The 18,483-nt window shown below is 56.3% G+C and carries 14 protein-coding genes and 1 riboswitch; of the genes, 10 read left to right on the top strand and 4 right to left on the bottom strand.

The window, feature by feature from the left end; genetic code table 11:
- Positions 1-76 precede the first annotated feature (76 nt).
- The 4 genes from FNL37_RS08495 to FNL37_RS08480 all read left to right on the top strand — a co-directional run bounded on the left by FNL37_RS08495 (position 77) and on the right by FNL37_RS08480 (position 5,121).
- Entirely contained in the window at positions 77-1,630 is a 1,554-nt protein-coding gene (locus FNL37_RS08495; protein WP_244948238.1) for an efflux transporter outer membrane subunit, read from the top strand.
- A complete protein-coding gene (locus tag FNL37_RS08490) occupies positions 1,627-3,897 on the top strand; it encodes an FUSC family protein (protein ID WP_159355817.1) in 2,271 nt (756 codons plus the stop codon). The genes FNL37_RS08495 and FNL37_RS08490 overlap by 4 nt, the downstream gene beginning before the upstream one ends.
- Positions 3,898-3,899: 2 nt before the next feature.
- On the top strand, positions 3,900-4,100 hold the full coding sequence (locus FNL37_RS08485) for a DUF1656 domain-containing protein (protein ID WP_015829848.1): 201 nt from the start codon (positions 3,900-3,902) through the stop codon (positions 4,098-4,100).
- Positions 4,101-4,176: 76 nt separating this feature from the next.
- Positions 4,177-5,121: an efflux RND transporter periplasmic adaptor subunit gene (locus tag FNL37_RS08480; protein WP_159355816.1), complete on the top strand. Its 945-nt coding sequence runs from the start codon at positions 4,177-4,179 to the stop codon at positions 5,119-5,121.
- 93 nt (positions 5,122-5,214) lie between these two features.
- On the opposite strand, the gene FNL37_RS08475 is transcribed toward FNL37_RS08480, so the two are convergent.
- Positions 5,215-5,433, bottom strand: a complete 219-nt coding sequence (locus tag FNL37_RS08475) for a hypothetical protein (protein WP_244948237.1) — start codon at positions 5,431-5,433, stop codon at positions 5,215-5,217.
- A gap of 192 nt (positions 5,434-5,625) precedes the next feature.
- Positions 5,626-6,537 (bottom strand): LysR family transcriptional regulator, encoded by a 912-nt coding sequence (locus tag FNL37_RS08470; protein ID WP_013441927.1) that lies wholly within the window; start codon positions 6,535-6,537, stop codon positions 5,626-5,628.
- 98 nt (positions 6,538-6,635) lie between these two features.
- On the opposite strand from FNL37_RS08470, the gene metE reads away from it, so the two are divergent.
- Positions 6,636-8,936: a 5-methyltetrahydropteroyltriglutamate--homocysteine S-methyltransferase gene (metE, locus tag FNL37_RS08465; protein ID WP_159355814.1), complete on the top strand. Its 2,301-nt coding sequence runs from the start codon at positions 6,636-6,638 to the stop codon at positions 8,934-8,936.
- A gap of 88 nt (positions 8,937-9,024) precedes the next feature.
- Here the strand turns inward: metE and FNL37_RS08460 are convergent, their stop codons facing one another.
- The gene (locus tag FNL37_RS08460; protein WP_244948236.1) at positions 9,025-9,897 is read right to left on the bottom strand and encodes an EamA family transporter; all 873 of its coding nucleotides are present in this window, start codon (positions 9,895-9,897) and stop codon (positions 9,025-9,027) included.
- 214 nt (positions 9,898-10,111) lie between these two features.
- Positions 10,112-10,368, top strand: a riboswitch (cobalamin riboswitch).
- Between the two features lie 144 nt (positions 10,369-10,512).
- Here FNL37_RS08460 and FNL37_RS08455 point away from each other — a divergent pair.
- The 5 genes from FNL37_RS08455 (at position 10,513) to FNL37_RS08435 (ending at position 16,693) form a co-directional block, all read left to right on the top strand.
- On the top strand, positions 10,513-13,326 hold the full coding sequence (locus tag FNL37_RS08455; protein ID WP_159355812.1) for a ribonucleoside-diphosphate reductase subunit alpha: 2,814 nt from the start codon (positions 10,513-10,515) through the stop codon (positions 13,324-13,326).
- A 91-nt stretch (positions 13,327-13,417) separates the two neighbouring features.
- A complete protein-coding gene (locus FNL37_RS08450; protein ID WP_159355811.1) occupies positions 13,418-14,569 on the top strand; it encodes a ribonucleotide-diphosphate reductase subunit beta in 1,152 nt (383 codons plus the stop codon).
- Between the two features lie 188 nt (positions 14,570-14,757).
- Entirely contained in the window at positions 14,758-15,054 is a 297-nt protein-coding gene (locus FNL37_RS08445) for a type II toxin-antitoxin system RelE/ParE family toxin (RefSeq protein ID WP_159355810.1), read from the top strand.
- Positions 15,055-15,079: 25 nt separating this feature from the next.
- Positions 15,080-16,192 (top strand): HigA family addiction module antitoxin, encoded by a 1,113-nt coding sequence (locus tag FNL37_RS08440; protein WP_159355809.1) that lies wholly within the window; start codon positions 15,080-15,082, stop codon positions 16,190-16,192.
- 12 nt (positions 16,193-16,204) lie between these two features.
- Entirely contained in the window at positions 16,205-16,693 is a 489-nt protein-coding gene (locus FNL37_RS08435) for a hypothetical protein (RefSeq protein WP_159355808.1), read from the top strand.
- A gap of 1,210 nt (positions 16,694-17,903) precedes the next feature.
- Here the strand turns inward: FNL37_RS08435 and dcd are convergent.
- A complete protein-coding gene (dcd, locus tag FNL37_RS08430; protein WP_159355807.1) occupies positions 17,904-18,473 on the bottom strand; it encodes a dCTP deaminase in 570 nt (189 codons plus the stop codon).
- Positions 18,474-18,483 lie beyond the last annotated feature (10 nt).

Raw genomic sequence — 18,483 nt, 5'->3', positions numbered from 1 at the left:
TTTTTTGAACATTTAGTTTGAATCCATACTTTATGGTTCCATATTTTTAATTGACGCCATGCTGCCTGACTCAACAATGCGAAATGCGCATGCCATAGCGCACCCTGATGCCGCCGTTAACGGCCAGCCATTGCCATATCGGCGGCTGTTTGCCTTGTTGCTCGCATGCAGTCTCGCCATGCTCCCCGGCTGTATCAGCATGCGTGGCATAGCGCCGCAGGCCAAGCCGGTGCATGCCAGCCAGCTTGATCTTGGCAACACCGTGATGAGTGCGGCAAAAATCGAATGGCCGAATGCCGCCTGGTGGCAGGACTATCACGATGCCCAGCTGGATGCGCTGGTCACCAGAACCATTGCCGATAACCCCGATCTCAAGGCGGCGCAGGCTCGCATCGGGCTGGCGCAGGCCTATGCCGACAGCATGCACGCGCAGACCTTGCCGACCCTGAGTGGCGACACCACCATGACGCGCGAGCGTTTTACCGAGCTGCAATTCATTCCTGCGCCTTGGGCCGGGCATACCGACTGGAACAACCGCGCCACCGCATCGCTGGCTTACGACCTGGATTTATGGGGCAAGCAGAAGGGCATGTGGGCGGCGGCGCTGGACGAAACTCATGCGTCGGCAGCCGAGACGCAGCAGGTGCAGCTTGAGCTCGTCAATGCCGTGGTGAGGAGCTATATCCGCCTGGGCTTCGAGTACCAGTTGCGCAATATTGCCGAAGAGCATGTGCATGAAGTGGAGCACCGTGTGGCGATTGCCCGCCGGGCGCTGTCGGCGGGTCTGACCACGGAGCTGGCCGTCACCGAAACCGAAGTGCCATTGCCCATGGCGCGCATGAAAGTGCAGCAGATTGAGGCACGCATTGCCCTGATCCAGAACCAGCTGGCCGCCTTGTCTGGTCAGGGCCCCGGTGCCGGTGAGCATATCCAGCACCCCGTCTTGCACTATGACGCCGCCATCGGCCTGCCCGACCAGCTGCCTGCCAATCTGATTGGTCGCCGTCCGGATATTCTGGCTAGCCGCTGGCGCATTGAGGCCTCGCGTGAATACATCGCCAGCGCCAAGGCCAATTTTTACCCCAATATCAGTCTGCTGGCATTCGCTGGTTTTCAGGCGCTGGGCTTCGGCAAGCTGTTCACCAATGCCGCCGCCATTGCCGGCGTGGGCCCCGCCATTTCGCTGCCAATTTTTGATGGCGGCCGTCGCCGTGCCAACCTTAGCGCGCAAACCGCCAGCTACGATATGGCGGTGGAGCATTACAACGCCACTGTGCTGAAAGCGCTGGAAAGCATCTCGAACCAGCTGGTGCTGCTGAATGCCAATGCGCGCGAGATCAAGAATGCCGAGGAAGCGCTGGCCACGGCTGAAAAAGCCCATGCGCTTGCCCTCAGGCATTACAAGGCTGGCCTCACCAATTATGAGCACGTGCTGGCAACGCATGAGGTGATGCTGACGCAACGCGAAGCCATGCTGCAGCTGGAAGCCGACATGCTGGATGCCCATGCCGGGCTGATGCTGGCGCTGGGTGGCGGGCTGAATGACGAAAAGGCCAGCCAGGCCATCTCCGATGCCAGCCGCCCACATGCCGATGCCACGAAACAAGCCAGGGCAGGGAGCACGCCATGAACGCCTGGTCACTCGCCAGCATGAGGCGGCCACTGCTGCGCACCCGCGTGCAGTTACGCCTGTGCGTACTGGCCTGCGCGCGCTATGCCCGCAGTCTGGCACATGGCATATCGACACTGGCACGCGCGCTGGGCATGGGTACTACGCTGGGCGCACGCGAATGGTGGAAGCTGGATGCCCCCATCATCGCTTATGTATTCAAGGTGCTGCTGGCAAGTGTGCTGGCGGTGTGGATATCGTTGCGCCTGGAGTTTGACCAGCCGCGCACGGCGCTGCTGACGGTGGCGATCGTTATGCAGTTTCGCTCAGGCATGGTGCTGACCAAAAGCTATTACCGGCTGATCGGCACCATCTTCGGCATTATCGCGTCCTTCCTGCTGGTCGCCATGTTTGCGCAGGAGCGGGTGCTTTTTCTGCTGTGCATGACGATCTGGATAGGCTTGTGCACGGCGGGCTCGGTGATCTTTCGCAATCACCAGTCCTATGCCTTTGTGCTGGCGGGCTACACCTTGTGCATCGTCGGCCTGCCCGCCACGCTGGCGCCCGAGCTGACCTTCAATATCGGCGTTACCCGCCTGTCCGAAATCCTGGTGGGCCTGCTGTGCGCCACGGTGGTGAGTGATCTCGTGTTTCCACAACGCATGTGGAATGTGACCCTGCAGACCGTGCGTCGGCGCTACACCGATTTTTGTGACCTGCTGCGCATCAGCGCGCGGGAGGGTGTGGCACATGCCACCTTGCAGGCCCACATGCTGCGATTCATTGGCGACATCTTCAGTCTGGAATCCTTTCGCGCTTCTTCAGGCCTGGAGACGGATGAATCACGTGGGCACCGCCACCGCCTGAGTCATCTGAACAAGGAATTCATGGAAGTCTCCACGACCTTCCATGCCTTCAGCCGCCTGTTGCAGCGGCAACGCAACAACAGCCGTGCCGAGGTGCGCGAGGCCCTGCTGCAGCTGTATCAATGGCTGGCAGACGCGGTGACTGTGCAACATCGCAGCGCGCAGACCGAGCAGGAAACCCTGGAGATTGTGCAGAAGCTGAAAGCCTTCCGCGAAGACTTCAGCCTGCGCCTGCAAGCAGCCCGCCAGCGCTTGCCAGCCACATTACAAACTCGGGACCTGCTGGATTTTGATACCGGGGCCGCCTATCTGCTGCGGCTAGCCGAAGAGCTGTATGTGTATAGCCGCACCTATGGTTCGATTGCTACCGGCAGTGCCCCCGACCAGGGACATGCGGACGAGCTGCCTGCCCAACTGGAGATGCATTTTGATCCACTGGCAGTGGCGCTGGCCGCGCTGCGCGGCAGTATTACGCTGCTGATACTGGCCGGGCTGTGGATATTCACCGACTGGCGCTCGGGCATTGAGGCCATCACCATCGGCGTCATCACCAGCACGCTGTTTGCGAACAGTCCTTCGCCCAGCAAAACCATACGCCACTTCATGGCGGGCGCGGTCATCGGCACTGTGCTCGCCTATTTCAGCAATTTCTGGTGGCTGACCCAAGCGCATGATTTCTGGACGCTGATCATTGCCATCAGTCCAGGCATCCTGCTTGCCAGCTGGCTGGGTTCCAGGCCTGCTACCGCCTTTATCGGGGCAGGGGCTTCCGTGGTTTACCTGTTGCACATCGGCTTCAACACCGTTTTCAGCGCCAGTCCGGTGACCTTTCTTAACGATGCGGTGGCCGATCTGCTGGCGATTCTGGTCTCGGGCACCATGTATGGCCTGATCGACCTCAGCGGCAGCGCCTGGTCCCGGCAGCGCGTATCCAATGCCTTGCGCAACTTGGTGGTAGCTGCCTGTCGCGAGTCCACCCCACTGCGGCGTGCCCGCTTTGAAGCCAGCGCGCGGGATCTGGTGCAGCGCTCCGGCAGCGTGCAGCGGGTTGGCGAGGCGCAGGATCAGGTAGTGGTCGAATGGCTGTTTTCGGCGCTGGAGGTTGGCCATGCCGTGATCGCCCTGCGCGAGCAGTTGCCGCATGTGCCAGCCGAAATGGCCCGCGCCCTGCAACACGCCATTGCGCAGATTGCCAGCCTTTACGAGGCACCGGGCCAGGCCGCCATTGCGCACGCAGCAGAGGCTGTTGATCAGGCGCTGGCACTGGCTGCTCCCACTGCGGCCAGCGAGATGCCGCTGCATGTGCGCCACCAGTTGCTGACCACGCTGCATTTTGTACACAGCACGCTGCTGGATGAAGCCTCGGTGTTGGCATTCGGCCCCAGCACATTTGCGCGCATCAGTCCCGCGGGAGGACGCTGATCATGCCACGTGAATTTGCCTTGCTCGATGCCCTGGTGCCCACTTTGCTGCTGGCATTTATTGCAGCGGCGGTTGGCACCCTGGTGCTAGACCGTATGTTTGCCTGGCTCGGCGCTTATCGCCTGGTCTGGTACCCCGCACTGTTTCGCTTGTCGGTGTTCGGATGTCTGTTTGCGGGCCTGGGGCTGTGGATTTACCAGTGATGAACGCAGGAAATGTGAAGCGCGATGGTGTTAATGCCTTGGAAATCACGCGCAGAATTTGTGAAGGAAACTTGCCATGAAATTTTATCTGAAACGCCTGTTCAGGATACTGATCACGCTGGCCCTCGCTGCCGCTGCGGTCTTTCTCGCCCAAAAGCTGTGGGTGCGCTACATGGATTCGCCCTGGACGCGCGATGGCCGGGTACGGGCCGACGTGGTGAATATCGCGCCGGATGTGGCCGGGCTGGTGATGAAGGTGGCGGTGCGCGACAACCAGTTTGTGCATCGTGGCGATGTGCTGTTTCAGATTGACCCTGAGCATTTTCGCCATGCCGTGGCCGAAGCCAATGCCATCGTGAATCAACGCAAGGCGGCGCTGCAGATGAAGCGCAATCAGGCACAGCGCCGTGCCAGCCTGGATGATGAGGTGATTTCTCGCGAAAACCGCGAAGACACCGACCTCGGCGCCGTGGCCGCCAAAGCCGACTACGAGGCTGCGCTGGTTACCCTGGAAAAAGCCCAGCTCGACCTCACCCGCAGCACCGTGCGCTCACCCGTGGATGGCTGGGTGTCCAACCTGCTGGTACGTCCGGGCGATTATGCCCAGGTGGGCGCGGCCAAGCTGGCCATCATTGATCAGCATTCTTTCTGGGTATACGGCTATTTTGAAGAGCACAAGCTGCCGCTGGTGCATGTGGGCGATGCCGCCGAGATCCAGTTGCTGGGCACCGGCCGCCGCCTGCAGGGGCATGTGGAAAGCATCGCCATGGGCATTACCGACCGCGACAACCCCACCGACGTGCGGCTGCTGGCGAATGTGAACCCCAGTTTCAACTGGGTGCGCCTGTCACAACGGGTGCCGGTGCGGATACGGCTGGATGAGATACCCCGGGATTTAACCCTGGTGGCAGGGATGACGTGTTCGGTGGTGGTTAAACCTTCTCTGGTCTTAGAATCAAAAGTCACGCGATCACCAGTTACCCAGTCTGGCGTCAGACCATCGGCCAAAGTAAAAAGCTAAAAGCAACGTGGGTGACCAGCACAATGCCTGGTCACCCACGGGGCAACTTGTTCACAGCCAGATGACATAAAAAATTACGTCACGAGCCCAGGTTTATTCAGTCTTGGTCTCGTCTGGTGCGGCGGTGTGAGGTTCGGTGCCTTCCGGAGCGGGGGCGACCTTCTCGTGTTCAGCGGGCACATAGCCACCGGGTTCTGCCTTGCCTGATGCCGCAGGAGCAGCCTCAGGGGCGGCAGCGGGTGGCGGGGTGGTGGCCGCAGGGGCTTCTGCGGTTTCCGGGGTTGCCGGCTCTGGTTTTGAGCAGGCAGTCATTAATGCAGCGGTCATTGCAATGGTAATAAGGGAACTCGGCCATGATTTCATCATTGATTATTCTCCTTTGGTCATTTTCATTTGGGCTTGCTTGTCCCGGTTAGAACCCCATCTTCTGGCTTAAGTTCGGTCAAATTGCCATTTGCATTATTAAGATTGCATTAATTAGTTAAATTAAATCAATCGTTTGTTTCACAGCAAACGTATGCCTGCCAGCGTATCCAGGCAGGTTTCGCGGATAATCCGCACCAGATCCACCGCATAAGGCCGCGCCATGATTTCGGTATTGCCGGTAGCGTAAAGCTCCGACCACAGGCCTTTGCGCGTGATGGGTTTGGCGATCACATACTCATGCTCCAGATAGCTCTGTATGCCCCAGCTGGGCAGCGCCGCCAGCCCGCGACGGCTCGCCACCAGCTGCATGATGGCGACAGTCAGCTCGGCCGTGCGACGGTCAAACGCCACATTGGCCGGATGCAGGACTTCGCGTATCAGGTCAATGCGTTCCTCCGGTACCGGATAGGTGATCAGCGTGCTGCCGCTGAAATCTTCGGCCTGCAAAAAGGGCCGGGTGTGCAGGGGATGGTCCGTAGGCAATACCGCCATGATTTCAAAAGTGAAAAGCGGTACGTGCTGCAGCATCTTCATCTTGCCTGGCAGGCCGCCAATGACAAAATCCGCCTTGCCTTCCTTGATCAGGCTCCAGGGGTCGCTATGAAACCCGGCCACCAGGTCCAGCTCCACCTCCGGCCAGGCACGCCTAAAGGCATCCATCACCGGCGTCAGCCAGTCAAAGCAGGTGTGGCATTCCAGCACAATGCGCAACTCGCCGGATTGGTCGGACTTCAGCCGCTCCAGATCGCGCTCCGCCTGCGCCGTGGCTTCCAGCACGATGTCCGCCAGCTTGAGCAGGCGTTCGCCCGCAGGCGTAAAGCGCAAGCCGTGCGCGGTGCGCTGAAACAGCGTGATCTGGTAATACTGCTCCACCGAGCGTATCTGGTGCGAGAGCGCCGATTGCGTCAGGTAAACGCGCTCGGCGGCCAGCGCCAGCTTGCCGCTTTCGGCAATGGCCTTGAAGGATTTGAGATGTCGGATTTCGATCATGATATGAATTTAATTCAAGTTTAATGGAAAAAAACTCGCTTTATTAATTCGATGATAGCACGCAAACTGCGGCCTTCGTTATTGAGAGGTGAGTTGTCATGATCAAAGCCCATATCCTGGGGTACCCGCGCGTCGGGGCCAACCGTGAACTGAAAGTCGCGCTGGAGGCGTTCTGGAAAAGCGCGCCCGGCGAAGAAGCCCGCCATGAAGCCGCGCTGGAGCAAACCGCGCGCCAGCTGCGCGAGACGCATTGGCAAAAGCAGATAGACGCCGGCCTGGCCTTTATCAGCGTCAATGATTTTTCATGCTACGACCATGTGCTGGACCACACTGTGCTGTTTGGCGCCACGCCGCCGCGCTTTGGCTTTGCCGGGCGGCCATTGCAGGCGCAGGACTACTTTGCCCTGGCCCGCGGCAATGCCGAGCAGCCCGCGCTGGAAATGACCAAGTGGTTTGATACCAACTACCACTACCTGGTGCCAGAACTGAGCGCGGAGACCGAATTTTCCATCAACGCCCATGCGTTTCTGCTGCAGATAGACCAGGCGCTGACCACCGGCGCCGAGCTCAAGCCCGTATTGCTGGGCCCGGTGTCTTGGCTGTATCTGGGCAAGAGCCGCGATGTCGGGTTTGATCGCCTGAGCCTGCTGCCTGCCTTGTGCGCGCAATATGCCGCTTTGCTGAGCGAGCTCAAGCTGCGCGGCATTGCCTGGGTGCAGATTGATGAGCCGGTGCTGGCCCTGGACCTCGATGCACGCTGGCTGGCGGCGTTTGCTGATGCCTATGCCCGCATCCGCGACCACAGGCCCAAGCTGTTGCTGACGACGTATTTTGAGAGCGTGGCACGCTATGTGGGCGCGGTCACCGCTTTGCCAGTGGATGGCCTGCATATCGACCTGGTGCGGGCGCCAGAACAGCTCGCCGCTTGGCTGGCGGCCTTGCCCAGCCACTGGGTGCTTTCCGCCGGGGTGGTGGATGGCCGCAATGTCTGGCGCAACGATCTCGACAAGACCTTGCAGCTGTTGCAGCCGGTAGCGCAGCGGCTGGGAGATCGCTTGTGGATCGCGCCATCGTGCTCGCTGTTGCATGTGCCGGTTTCGCTGGCGCAGGAGTCGTCTATGGACGCAGAAATACGCTCCTGGCTGGCGTTTGCCGATGAAAAACTGCGTGAGTTGCAGCTGTTGCAGCAGGCGCTGAATCACGGGGTGGATAGCGTGGCTGCCGAGTTTCAAGCCGCGCGCAAGGCCATCGCTTCTCGTGGCGCATCGCCACGTGTGCATAACGAGAGTGTGCAGCAGCGCTTGCAGCATCTGCCGCAGTTATCCGCCGAGCGTAGCAGCCCGTTTGCCGAGCGGCGTCTGGCGCAGCAAAAGCGTTTGCGGCTGCCTTTGCTGCCGACCACCACCATAGGCTCTTTTCCGCAGACCGCCGATATACGCGCCAGCCGGGCAGCGTTTCGCCGGGGCGATCTGAGTGCGCAGGATTACACGCTGGCCATGCAGCAGAATATCCGCCATGCCATTGAGCAACAACTGGCGCTGGATCTGGATGTGCTGGTGCACGGCGAAGCCGAGCGCAACGACATGGTGGAATACTTCGGCGAGCAGCTGGCAGGCTATGTGTTCAGCCAGTACGGCTGGGTGCAGAGCTATGGCTCGCGCTGCGTCAAACCGCCGATTATCTATGGCGATGTGCATCGTCCGCTGGCGATGACGGTGGCGGAGGCCCGCTACGCGCAGTCGCTCACCAGCAAGCCGGTCAAGGGCATGCTCACAGGTCCGGTGACCATGCTGCAATGGTCGTTTGTGCGCGATGACCAGCCACGCGAAACCACCGCCTTGCAACTGGCGCTGGCGATACGCGATGAAGTGGCCGATCTGCAGCAGGCCGGCATTGCCATCATCCAGATTGACGAACCTGCCTTCCGCGAAGGGCTGCCTTTGCAGCAGGCCAAATGGGCGCAATATCTGGCATGGGCGGTGCGGGCATTCAAGCTATCGGCCAGCGTGGCGGAAGACGGCACGCAGATACACACCCACATGTGCTATTCGGAGTTCAACGACATTCTGCCGTCGATTGCCGCGATGGATGCCGACGTGATTACCATTGAGACGTCGCGCTCGGCGATGGAACTGCTGGATGGCTTTGGCGAGTTTGATTACCCCAACGACATCGGCCCCGGCGTGTATGACATTCACTCGCCGCGGGTGCCGAGTGTGGAAGCCATGACCACCTTGCTGAAGCGAGCGATTGAGGTGATCCCGGTAGAGCGTCTGTGGGTGAATCCGGATTGCGGCCTCAAAACCCGCGGCTGGCCGGAAACAATCGCCGCCCTGCAACACATGGTCGCCGCAGCGCGTCAGCTCCGCCACGAGAAGCTCAATCACAAGGCGGCGTGATCTCGGGATTATCGCTCGTGTAAACCTTGCCAGCGGCCCACGTATCAATGCATGCGTTGGCCGCTGGCATTTTTAATGCCCGGCTTGGTCAGGCGCTAATCACCAGCAGGCTGCCCAGCATCATGACGATAGCAGCGATCAGCTTGCGCAGAATGTCTTTTTCCTTGAACACCTGATAGCCCACCAGCACCTGCAACACCATGCTCATCTGAAACAGCGCCAGCGTGTACGCCACCAGCATGTGCGACAGCAGCACCAGCGTGCAGTACTGCATGATGAAAATCATGACGCCTATGCTGGCAATCGTGGGCAAATGCGACAGCGAGGTTTTGGTGCTTTCTTTAACACTGGCGGGTATGAACAGCAGATTCGCCAGCATCACCAGCGGCAAGCCCAGCAGCGACCAGAACACCAGCGTGGCCAGCGGCCCGCCATCCGTCACCGCGTTTTTCAGGAACAGCGTGCCGATGGAAAACAGCAGGATGGACAGAAAACGCGCCTGCACGCCGCGCTCCTTCAGCAACAGCAGCATGCGGTTGGCCTCGCGCTGACCGTTGGCAGGCATCAGAAAGAAACTGCCCACCACAATAATCGCCACGCCTGCAAAGCCCTGCAGGGTAGGCACCTCGCCCAGAAACACAATGGCGAGCAGCATGGAAATCACCACCTTGTAAGCATTCAGCGGCCCAAACACCGACAGATCGGTTTTGGCGAGCGACATCACCATGAACATCCAGCCGCCGACATCGAGCACGGCCGCCAGCAAGACATTCATCCAGAACGCCTGCGGCAGGCTGGCAGCATGCACCACAGGCACAAACGGCAGCGCCAGCACGCTCAACACCACATAGCTGGTCGCCACCATGAAGAAGGGGTGCAGCGGATGCTGCGACAGTTTTTTCTGATAGACATTGGCGAGTATGGAAAACACCAGCCTGCCAAACACGAACGCGATTTCCACGAACAACAACTTTCTTTTATGGGGGATGAAATGCCGGGGGGAGGGCAACAACCGACATTATGCGGTCGTATGTCATGCGATTGAAATATTTGTCGCCCGGGCCTGCGCCATCAGGCGTTTTGGCTTGCGGCGATAGCTTGATTCCGCCCAGAGTACATAGGGCGTTATTCCCATATTTTGTATTTCCCTGTTGACGATACCACTCCCTATTGTGTTACATTGCCAGCACTACGGTCCTCAAGGTTTGATTCAAACCGCGAGTTAAAAGGGAATCCGGTGCGTGTGTCTGCAGAATATTTCTCGCCGATATGCAACGCCGGGGCTGCCCCCGCAACTGTAACCAGCCATCGGGCTGACGTCATGTCAGTCTGGTAGCGCAAGGCATCTGAAGCCACTGAACCTGCCGGGGTTCGGGAAGGCGCCAAGCGTAAGGCCGGGAGCCAGGAGACCTGCCGTGGATTTTTTCAACGCGTTTGAGGCGGGGTGTCCTCGGCAGATGGAAGGTTTGCGCCTTCTCCCTTGCTGGTCCTGGTGGTGGATGTACAGCGGCAATGCAATGTCATTGCGCCTGCGTACGTCGGTTGCCGACTCCCGCTCCTGATAGGAGCCAAGTAGATGGATGATATCAATACCGCGCAGCCGGTTTTAAATGCTGCACTCCCCAGTTTGCAAGTCATACGCCGTGATGGCGCCGCCGTGCCGTTTGCCGCCGACAAGATTTCGATTGCGCTGACCAAGGCGTTTTTGGCGGTGGCGGGCGAGCACTCGACTATTTCCAGCCATATGCGCACCGAGGTGCAGGCGCTGACCGATACCGTGGTGGCCGCCCTGGTGCGCCGCAAGCCAGCCGGTGGCTCCATCCACATTGAAGATATTCAGGATCAGGTAGAGCTGGCGCTGATGCGCTCCGGCGAGCATGACGTGGCGCGTGCCTATGTGCTGTACCGCGAAAAGCGTGCGGCCGAGCGCGCCGCCCAGCAAGCGCCTGCGCCCACCCTGCATGTGCTGCAGGATGGCAAGCGCGTGCCGCTGGACCAGCAGTTGCTGCTGAGCATGGTGACCGAGGCCTGCGTGAATCTGGGCGATGCGGTGCAACCCGCCGTGATTGTGGAGCAAGCCATGCGCGACCTGTACGACGGCATGCCGTTTGATGAAGTGCGCCGCGCGCTGATTCTCTCCGCCCGCAGCCTGATTGAGCGCGAGCCTGCTTACAACTACGTTACCGCCCGTTTGCAGCTGGACCTGGTGCGTGCCGAGGTGCTGGGCGAAGCCGTGAGCCACACCGCCATGGCGCAGCGCTATGCCGAATATTTTCCGCAATACATCAAGACCGGCATTGCCGCCGAATTGCTGGATGAGCGCCTGGCGCAGTTTGATCTCAGCCGCCTTGCCAGCGTACTGGTGGCCGACCGCGATCTGCAGTTCGGCTACCTGGGTTTGCAGACGCTGTATGACCGCTACTTTTTGCATATTGAAGAGCGCCGCATTGAACTGCCGCAGGTGTTTTTCATGCGCGTGGCCATGGGCCTGGCGATCAACGAGATTGACCGCGAAAGCCGCGCCATCGAGTTTTACCATGTGCTGTCGAGCTTTGATTTCATGAGCTCCACGCCAACCTTGTTTAACAGCGGCACGCGCCATTCGCAGCTGTCGTCGTGCTACCTCACCACCGTGAGCGATGATCTGGATGGCATTTACCAGGCGATCAAGGAAAACGCGCTGCTGCAAAAATTTGCCGGTGGCCTGGGCAACGACTGGACGCCAGTGCGGGCGCTGGGCTCGCGCATCAAGGGCACCAATGGCAAAAGCCAGGGCGTGATTCCTTTCCTGAAAGTGGTCAACGATACCGCCGTGGCGGTGAATCAGGGCGGCAAGCGCAAGGGCGCGGTGTGTGGCTATCTGGAAAGCTGGCATCTGGACCTGGAAGAGTTTCTGGACCTGCGCAAGAACACTGGCGACGACCGCCGCCGCACGCACGACATGAACACCGCCAACTGGATTCCTGACCTCTTTATGCAGCGCGTGCAGGCCAATGCGGATTGGACGCTGTTTTCGCCGTCTGACGTGCCGGATCTGCATGATCTGTATGGCAAGGCTTTCGAGACGGCCTATACCAACTACGAGCGCCGCGCCGACCATGGCGAAATCAAGCTGTTCAAGCGCGTGCCCGCGGTGCAGCTGTGGCGCAAGATGCTCTCCATGCTGTTTGAAACCGGACACCCATGGATCACCTTCAAAGACCCGTGCAATATCCGTTCGCCGCAGCAGCATGTGGGCGTGGTGCACAGCTCCAACCTCTGCACCGAGATCACGCTGAATACCTCCGAAACGGAAATCGCCGTGTGCAACCTGGGCTCGGTGAACCTGATGGCGCACCTGAAGCCCGAAGGCGACAGCTACGTGCTGGACCAGACCAAGCTGGCCGCCACCATCCGCGTGGCGATGCGCATGCTGGATAACGTGGTTGACATTAACTTCTACGCCGTGGGCAAGGCGCGCAATTCCAATTACCGTCACCGCCCGGTGGGCCTCGGCATCATGGGTTTTCAGGATGCCTTGCACGCCATGCGCGTGCCGTATGCCTCATCCGCCGCAGTGGAATTCGCCGATCACGCCATGGAAGCCGTGTGCTACAACGCCTACCTCGCCTCCAGCTATCTGGCGGAAGAGCGGGGCGCGTATTCCTCCTTCCGTGGCAGCCTGTGGGATCAAGGCATATTGCCGCTGGATACGCTCAGTCTGCTATCCGAAGCACGTGGCGGTCAGGTGGAAGTCGACCGCTCAAGCACGCTGGATTGGGATAGCCTGCGCCAGCGCATACAGCGCGTGGGCATGCGCAACTCCAACTGCGTGGCGATTGCACCCACAGCGACGATCTCCAATATCGTCGGTGTCTCCGCCAGCATCGAGCCGGAATACCAGAACCTGTATGTGAAATCCAATCTCTCCGGTGAATTCACCGTGGTGAACGAGCAACTGGTGCAAGACCTGAAAGCGCGTGGCCTGTGGGATGAAGTGATGATTGCCGACATCAAGTATTACGACGGCTCGCTGGCCGCCATCGAGCGCGTGCCGGCGGACCTCAAGCAGCTGTACGCCACGGCGTTTGAGGTAGACCCGGTGTGGCTGGTAGAAGCCGCTGCCCGCCGCCAGAAATGGATAGACCAGGCGCAATCGCTCAACCTCTACTTCGCCGCGCCATCCGGCAAAAAGCTTAATGACGTCTATCTGCTGGCCTGGCTGCGTGGCCTTAAAACCACGTATTACCTGCGCTCGCTGGGCGCCACCTCGGCCGAGAAATCGACCGGGCAGGGCGGGGAGCTCAATGCGGTGTCGTCCGGCTTGCCCGTAGCGGCGGCAAGCCCCAGCGCCGAGCCTGAGCCCAAGCAATGCCTGATCGACGACCCGGACTGCGAAGCCTGCCAATAACCCTCTGATGGTCTGCGATCCACCCTTGGGGCTGCACTTTGCCTGCCCCAAGGTGGGTCGCACCTTCACCGCCGAATTTTAAGGAAACACCATGCTGAATTTTGAAGAAGATATCCTGATTGCCCCTGCTGCCGCGCCAGCCGCTACCCCAAGCGCAGCATCCGCCATGCCATCTGCCGCCGCCATCGCTAATGCCCACAGCGCCGCCAACCAGCCCAGCGCGACGGGCCGCGTGCAAGCGGTAGACAAGCGCGTGATCAACGGCCAAACCGACGTTAACCAGCTCGTGCCATTCAAATACCACTGGGCGTGGGACAAATACCTGGCAGGCTGCGCCAACCACTGGATGCCGCAAGAAATCTCCATGAGCCGCGACATTGCCCAGTGGAAAGACAGCAGCGCGCTCACCGAAGACGAACGCCTGATCGTGAAGCGCAACCTCGGCTTTTTCACCACCGCCGATTCGCTCGCCGCCAACAACATCGTGCTCGGCACCTATCGCCACATCACCGCGCCCGAGTGCCGCCAATACCTGCTGCGCCAGGCCTTTGAAGAAGCCATCCACACCCACGCCTACCAATACATCGTCGAAAGCCTGGGACTGGACGAAAGCGAAATCTTCAACGCCTATCAAGAAGTCTCCAGCATCCGCGATAAAGACGACTTCCTCATCCCCTTCATCAACACCCTGACCGACCCCGAATTCAAAACCGGCACCACACAAGCCGACCAGCAGCTGCTGCGCTCGCTCATCGTCTTCGCCTGCATTATGGAAGGCCTGTTTTTCTACGTCGGCTTTGTGCAGATACTCGCCCTCGGCCGCCAGAACAAAATGCAAGGCGCCGCCGAGCAATACCAATACATCCTGCGCGATGAATCCATGCACTGCAATTTCGGCATCGACCTCATCAACACCCTCAAGCTCGAAAACCCGCACCTGTGGACCCCCGAATTCCGCGAAGAAATCAAACGCCTGATGCAACAAGCCGTGGAGTTGGAATACCGCTACGCCGAAGACACCATGCCCCGCGGCGTGCTCGGCCTCAACGCCGCCATGTTCAAAGAATACCTCCGCTTCATCGCCAACCGCCGCATGCAGCAAATCGGCATCGACGCCCTATACCCCGGCGCCAGCAACCCCTTCCCCTGGATGAGCGAAATGATGGATTTGAAGAAAGAGAAGAATTTCTTTGAGACCAGAGTGACGGAATACCAGACGGGTGGGGCGTTGAGTTGGGATTAGGGGGGGTATGGTAGCTCTTTGTGTCCCTAGCTCTAGCCCAGATTGAGGAGCCAGCAATAGCAAGGCCCCCAGCAATCTGGGTCTTTTTTTGCCTAAAGGCACCTGCTTATCATCCCAATATTTAATATACATATTTACACATGGTGTAAATATGTATATTATTTCTTCAAATTGGCGGAATAATAATAATGGAAATCGAATTTGAAGATGAACAATTAGAACGATTAGAAATAGATTCCAGCTTTTATGCTGGGTATCCGTTAGCTATCGTTAGAGCTTATAGAAAGCGTATTCAGACAATTAGGGCTGCAACGGATGAGAGAGCCTTTTACGCATTGAAGTCTTTACATTTCGAAAAGCTCGTTGGTAACCGAGTTGGCGAATATTCTATGAGACTTAACGAGCAATGGCGCCTGATTCTCAAATTCAAGACTCAAGGAGACGGCAAAATCGTTATTGTCATTAGCATTGAAGATTATCACTAATAAAATTTTGGGCGGGAGAATATAGATGAATACAAGAGTACCTGCTGAGGTTTTTCCTCCAGGAGAGTTTTTAAAAGATGAGCTAGACGCTCGTGGATGGACCCAGGTTGAGTTTGCTGAAATTATCGAGCGCGACACTCGTATTATCAGCGAAATTATTACTGGGAAGCGTTCTATAACTCCTGAAACTGCAATTGCATTAGGAGAGGCCCTTGGAACTGGGCCCGAGTTTTGGCTCAACCTAGAAAGTCAATATCAACTTTCTAAAGTAAGGCCAAAGGAGAATTTCATTTCTCGGAAAGCAAAACTTCATGACAGGTTTCCTGTTAGGGAAATGGTAAAACGGGGATGGGTCGACGCTAGTCAAAATATTGATCTACTTGAAAATCAAGTATTTAAATTTTTTAACATCACCTCCATTAACGATAGCGTTCAATTTAGTCATGCAGCAAAAAAGACTTCATACGATTCACAAACAATGCTTCAACATGCGTGGCTCTTTCGGGTTAAAAGCATTGCAAAAACGTTATTGATTGAACCTTATTCTGAGAAAAAACTTAAAGCTGTTTTAGAAAACCTATCCTCACTTTTACTTTCTCCTGAGGAAATTAGGCACGTCCCTAAATTGCTGGCAGATTGTGGTGTTCGATTTATTATCGTTGAGGCACTGCCTGGCTCAAAAATCGATGGTGCATGCTTCTGGCTAGACAAAGATTCCCCTGTTATTGGAATGACCACCAAAAAGGATACGATTGACAATTTTTGGTTTGTTCTAAGGCATGAAATTGAACATGTACTCTTAAAGCATGGGCAGGATAAAGAATGTTTGGACGAAGACCTTGGATTAGAAACTGAAGATATACCTCCTGAAGAAAAGCTGGCAAATAGAGCAGGAGCACAATTTTGTGTACCTCAAGATCAACTGGCCAATTTTTATGATCGAGTGAATCCTTTTTTTTCAGACCAAAAAGTTACCTTATTTGCTAAAAAATTGAATCTTCATCCAGGGTTAGTTGTTGGACAACTACAACGTCGACTGAATAACTATGCATTTTTAAAGAAATATCAAGTGAAGGTGCGCCACATTATTACATCAAGTGCAGTAACAGATGGCTTTGGCCAAATATATCCTCTTTAATAGGAGCATCGTATGTCGAGCTACTCAAATACCATCCGAGAATATCTTGAACGCTTCAAGAGGGAAAAGGGAGTAACAGGCCCAGTAGATCCTCATGAGATTGCCGCTTGGGCACTGAAAAATGGTCTGTTAAAACCTAACCACAAAACAATCTTAGATGCTGTTGCTGCTGACATCTCTCAAGTATTCCGTGAAGAATATAGAGTAGATAAGTACGGACGCCGCTATAGAGCGATGCATGCTGTTAAACAAAAAGTTGGTAATAAACAAAGCTCCTTATGGGCTGACATGGACGATAAACAAGCTCCAAGAGAACATTTTCTCAAATCTTTTTCGCAACGACGTCAGCAGGTTGTCGGTGATTGCTTCCAATTAAAAACTGATGTAGATGTTTACAATGAGAAAAATCCTGATAAAGAGGTAATTCCACTTATTCTTGACTTTACTGAAGACGTTGCAGAGCTTCAGTTGGGCTATAACCGCCATGACAATGCGGCTTGAAACAGTCTAGTATAAAATTTACCCTTCGATTTAATGCACTTGGAATAGCTGCCAATCAGCTCATTCCCAGATTGTCAGGTTTTGGCTCTGCTTGCACATTAATGGCTTATTCATTACTTGTTGGCCGATTCAGCAGGTCGATCACATCCCTTGCGACAAATACTCGGTTGCGAGCTGATTGTGGTTCACTGAGTATCCCTTGGCTAACCAGATCGCGTATTGCATTGTTTGCCGCGGAAAACGAGACCTCAAGCAGCTCGCTTTAAATCATAACTTAATAAAGTTTAATAGCGTGGAGCGTTATTAAAGGTTATGCGTATGTGCGGCCGCATCAATATCGATTGGCGGAGTTCTGTAAGTCGTTGTGGAATTTGCGAATTCGTACCGGACCTAGGTCAGCTGAGGGGGGGTGTACGGTCTATAGGAATCAGTGAATCCTTGATGATGTTATCCAGCAGCTCCCGCTCAATTTCGCCTGTCCGGCTGGGAGCATCTCGGGTTTGTGTGAGTTCCAGAGTTAGATAGCCTTCTCATTCGGACTCAGATGATGTCAGGCTCACTTGTTTGCCTGATCGCTATGCTGCCGTTGCTCGATAACAGTGAGGTGTTTTTTGCGACTTAGCTTAATCATGGCTATGATTCGATGATGTATACAAAATATATTCATTACGTGCTGGCTCTTCTTCTTTTTGGCTGTTATGAAAAGACGGACAGCCCGGAGCAATTGAGAATAGTCAGCGCAATAATTTCCCAAGCGCCAGACCAATAAACTTTAAGAATATTGCCGACAACACGTGGTCGCGTGTTTGTTTTTTTGGGCCTTATACCCTGAAATCAAGTGATGTTCTTGGATTCAAATGGGAGGTTGAAAAGAAAACAGTAATTGGGGGTGATGACTCAATTAATGTCATTGTTTTTGCAACAGAAAAGGATGTTACAGAGTTTGTTGTCATACCAAGGGCGAGGGCCGATTTCGCAGGAATGTCCAGGCAGTGTTTCCCCAGAAATGATGCAATATTTAGATACGATAATGTGAAATCGAGTTACTTCCATAAGAGTGCCTCTTTCAGGACGGATGGCTCTATTCAGAACCTTCACTAGGTTGTGGTGTATGGAGTAGTGTCTTTTTTCATGATTTTCGTGGATTGGCGTAACAAAAAAGGGGCTTGAGGCCCCTTTTTTATTGAGTGTTGCAATCTGGATATATTACTTAAATCTTAGGCAGTGTGACGCCTACTTGCCCCTGATACTTCCCACCACGATCCTTGTACGATGTCTCGCAGATTTCATCGGATTCAAAGAACAGTACCTGGGCGCAGCCTTCGCCGGCGTAAATCTTGGCGGGGAGCGGGGTGGTATTGCTGAATTCCAGAGTCACGTAGCCTTCCCACTCAGGCTCAAAAGGCGTGACGTTGACGATGATGCCGCAGCGGGCGTAGGTGGATTTGCCGAGGCAGACGGTGAGCACGCTGCGGGGGATGCGGAAGTACTCTACGGTGCGGGCGAGGGCAAAGGAGTTGGGGGGGATGACGCAGTAGCCTTTGCCGGAGACTTCGACGAAGGATTGCGGGTCGAAATTCTTGGGGTCGACGATGGTGCTGTTGATGTTGGTGAACACGCGGAATTCGTCGGCGCAGCGGATATCGTAGCCGTAGCTGGAGGTGCCGTAGGAGACGATTTTTTCACCGTTGAGTTCGCGGACCAGCTGTGGCTCGAAGGGCTCGATCATGCCGTGCTGTTCGGCCATGCGACGTATCCATTTATCGGATTTGATGCTCATAGGGTTCTCT

Source organism: Methylovorus glucosotrophus, assembly GCF_009858335.1.
Lineage (GTDB): Bacteria > Pseudomonadota > Gammaproteobacteria > Burkholderiales > Methylophilaceae > Methylovorus > Methylovorus glucosotrophus.
Note: the sequence above shows the minus strand (reverse complement) of the source record. Positions and strands in the feature narration are given on the sequence as shown.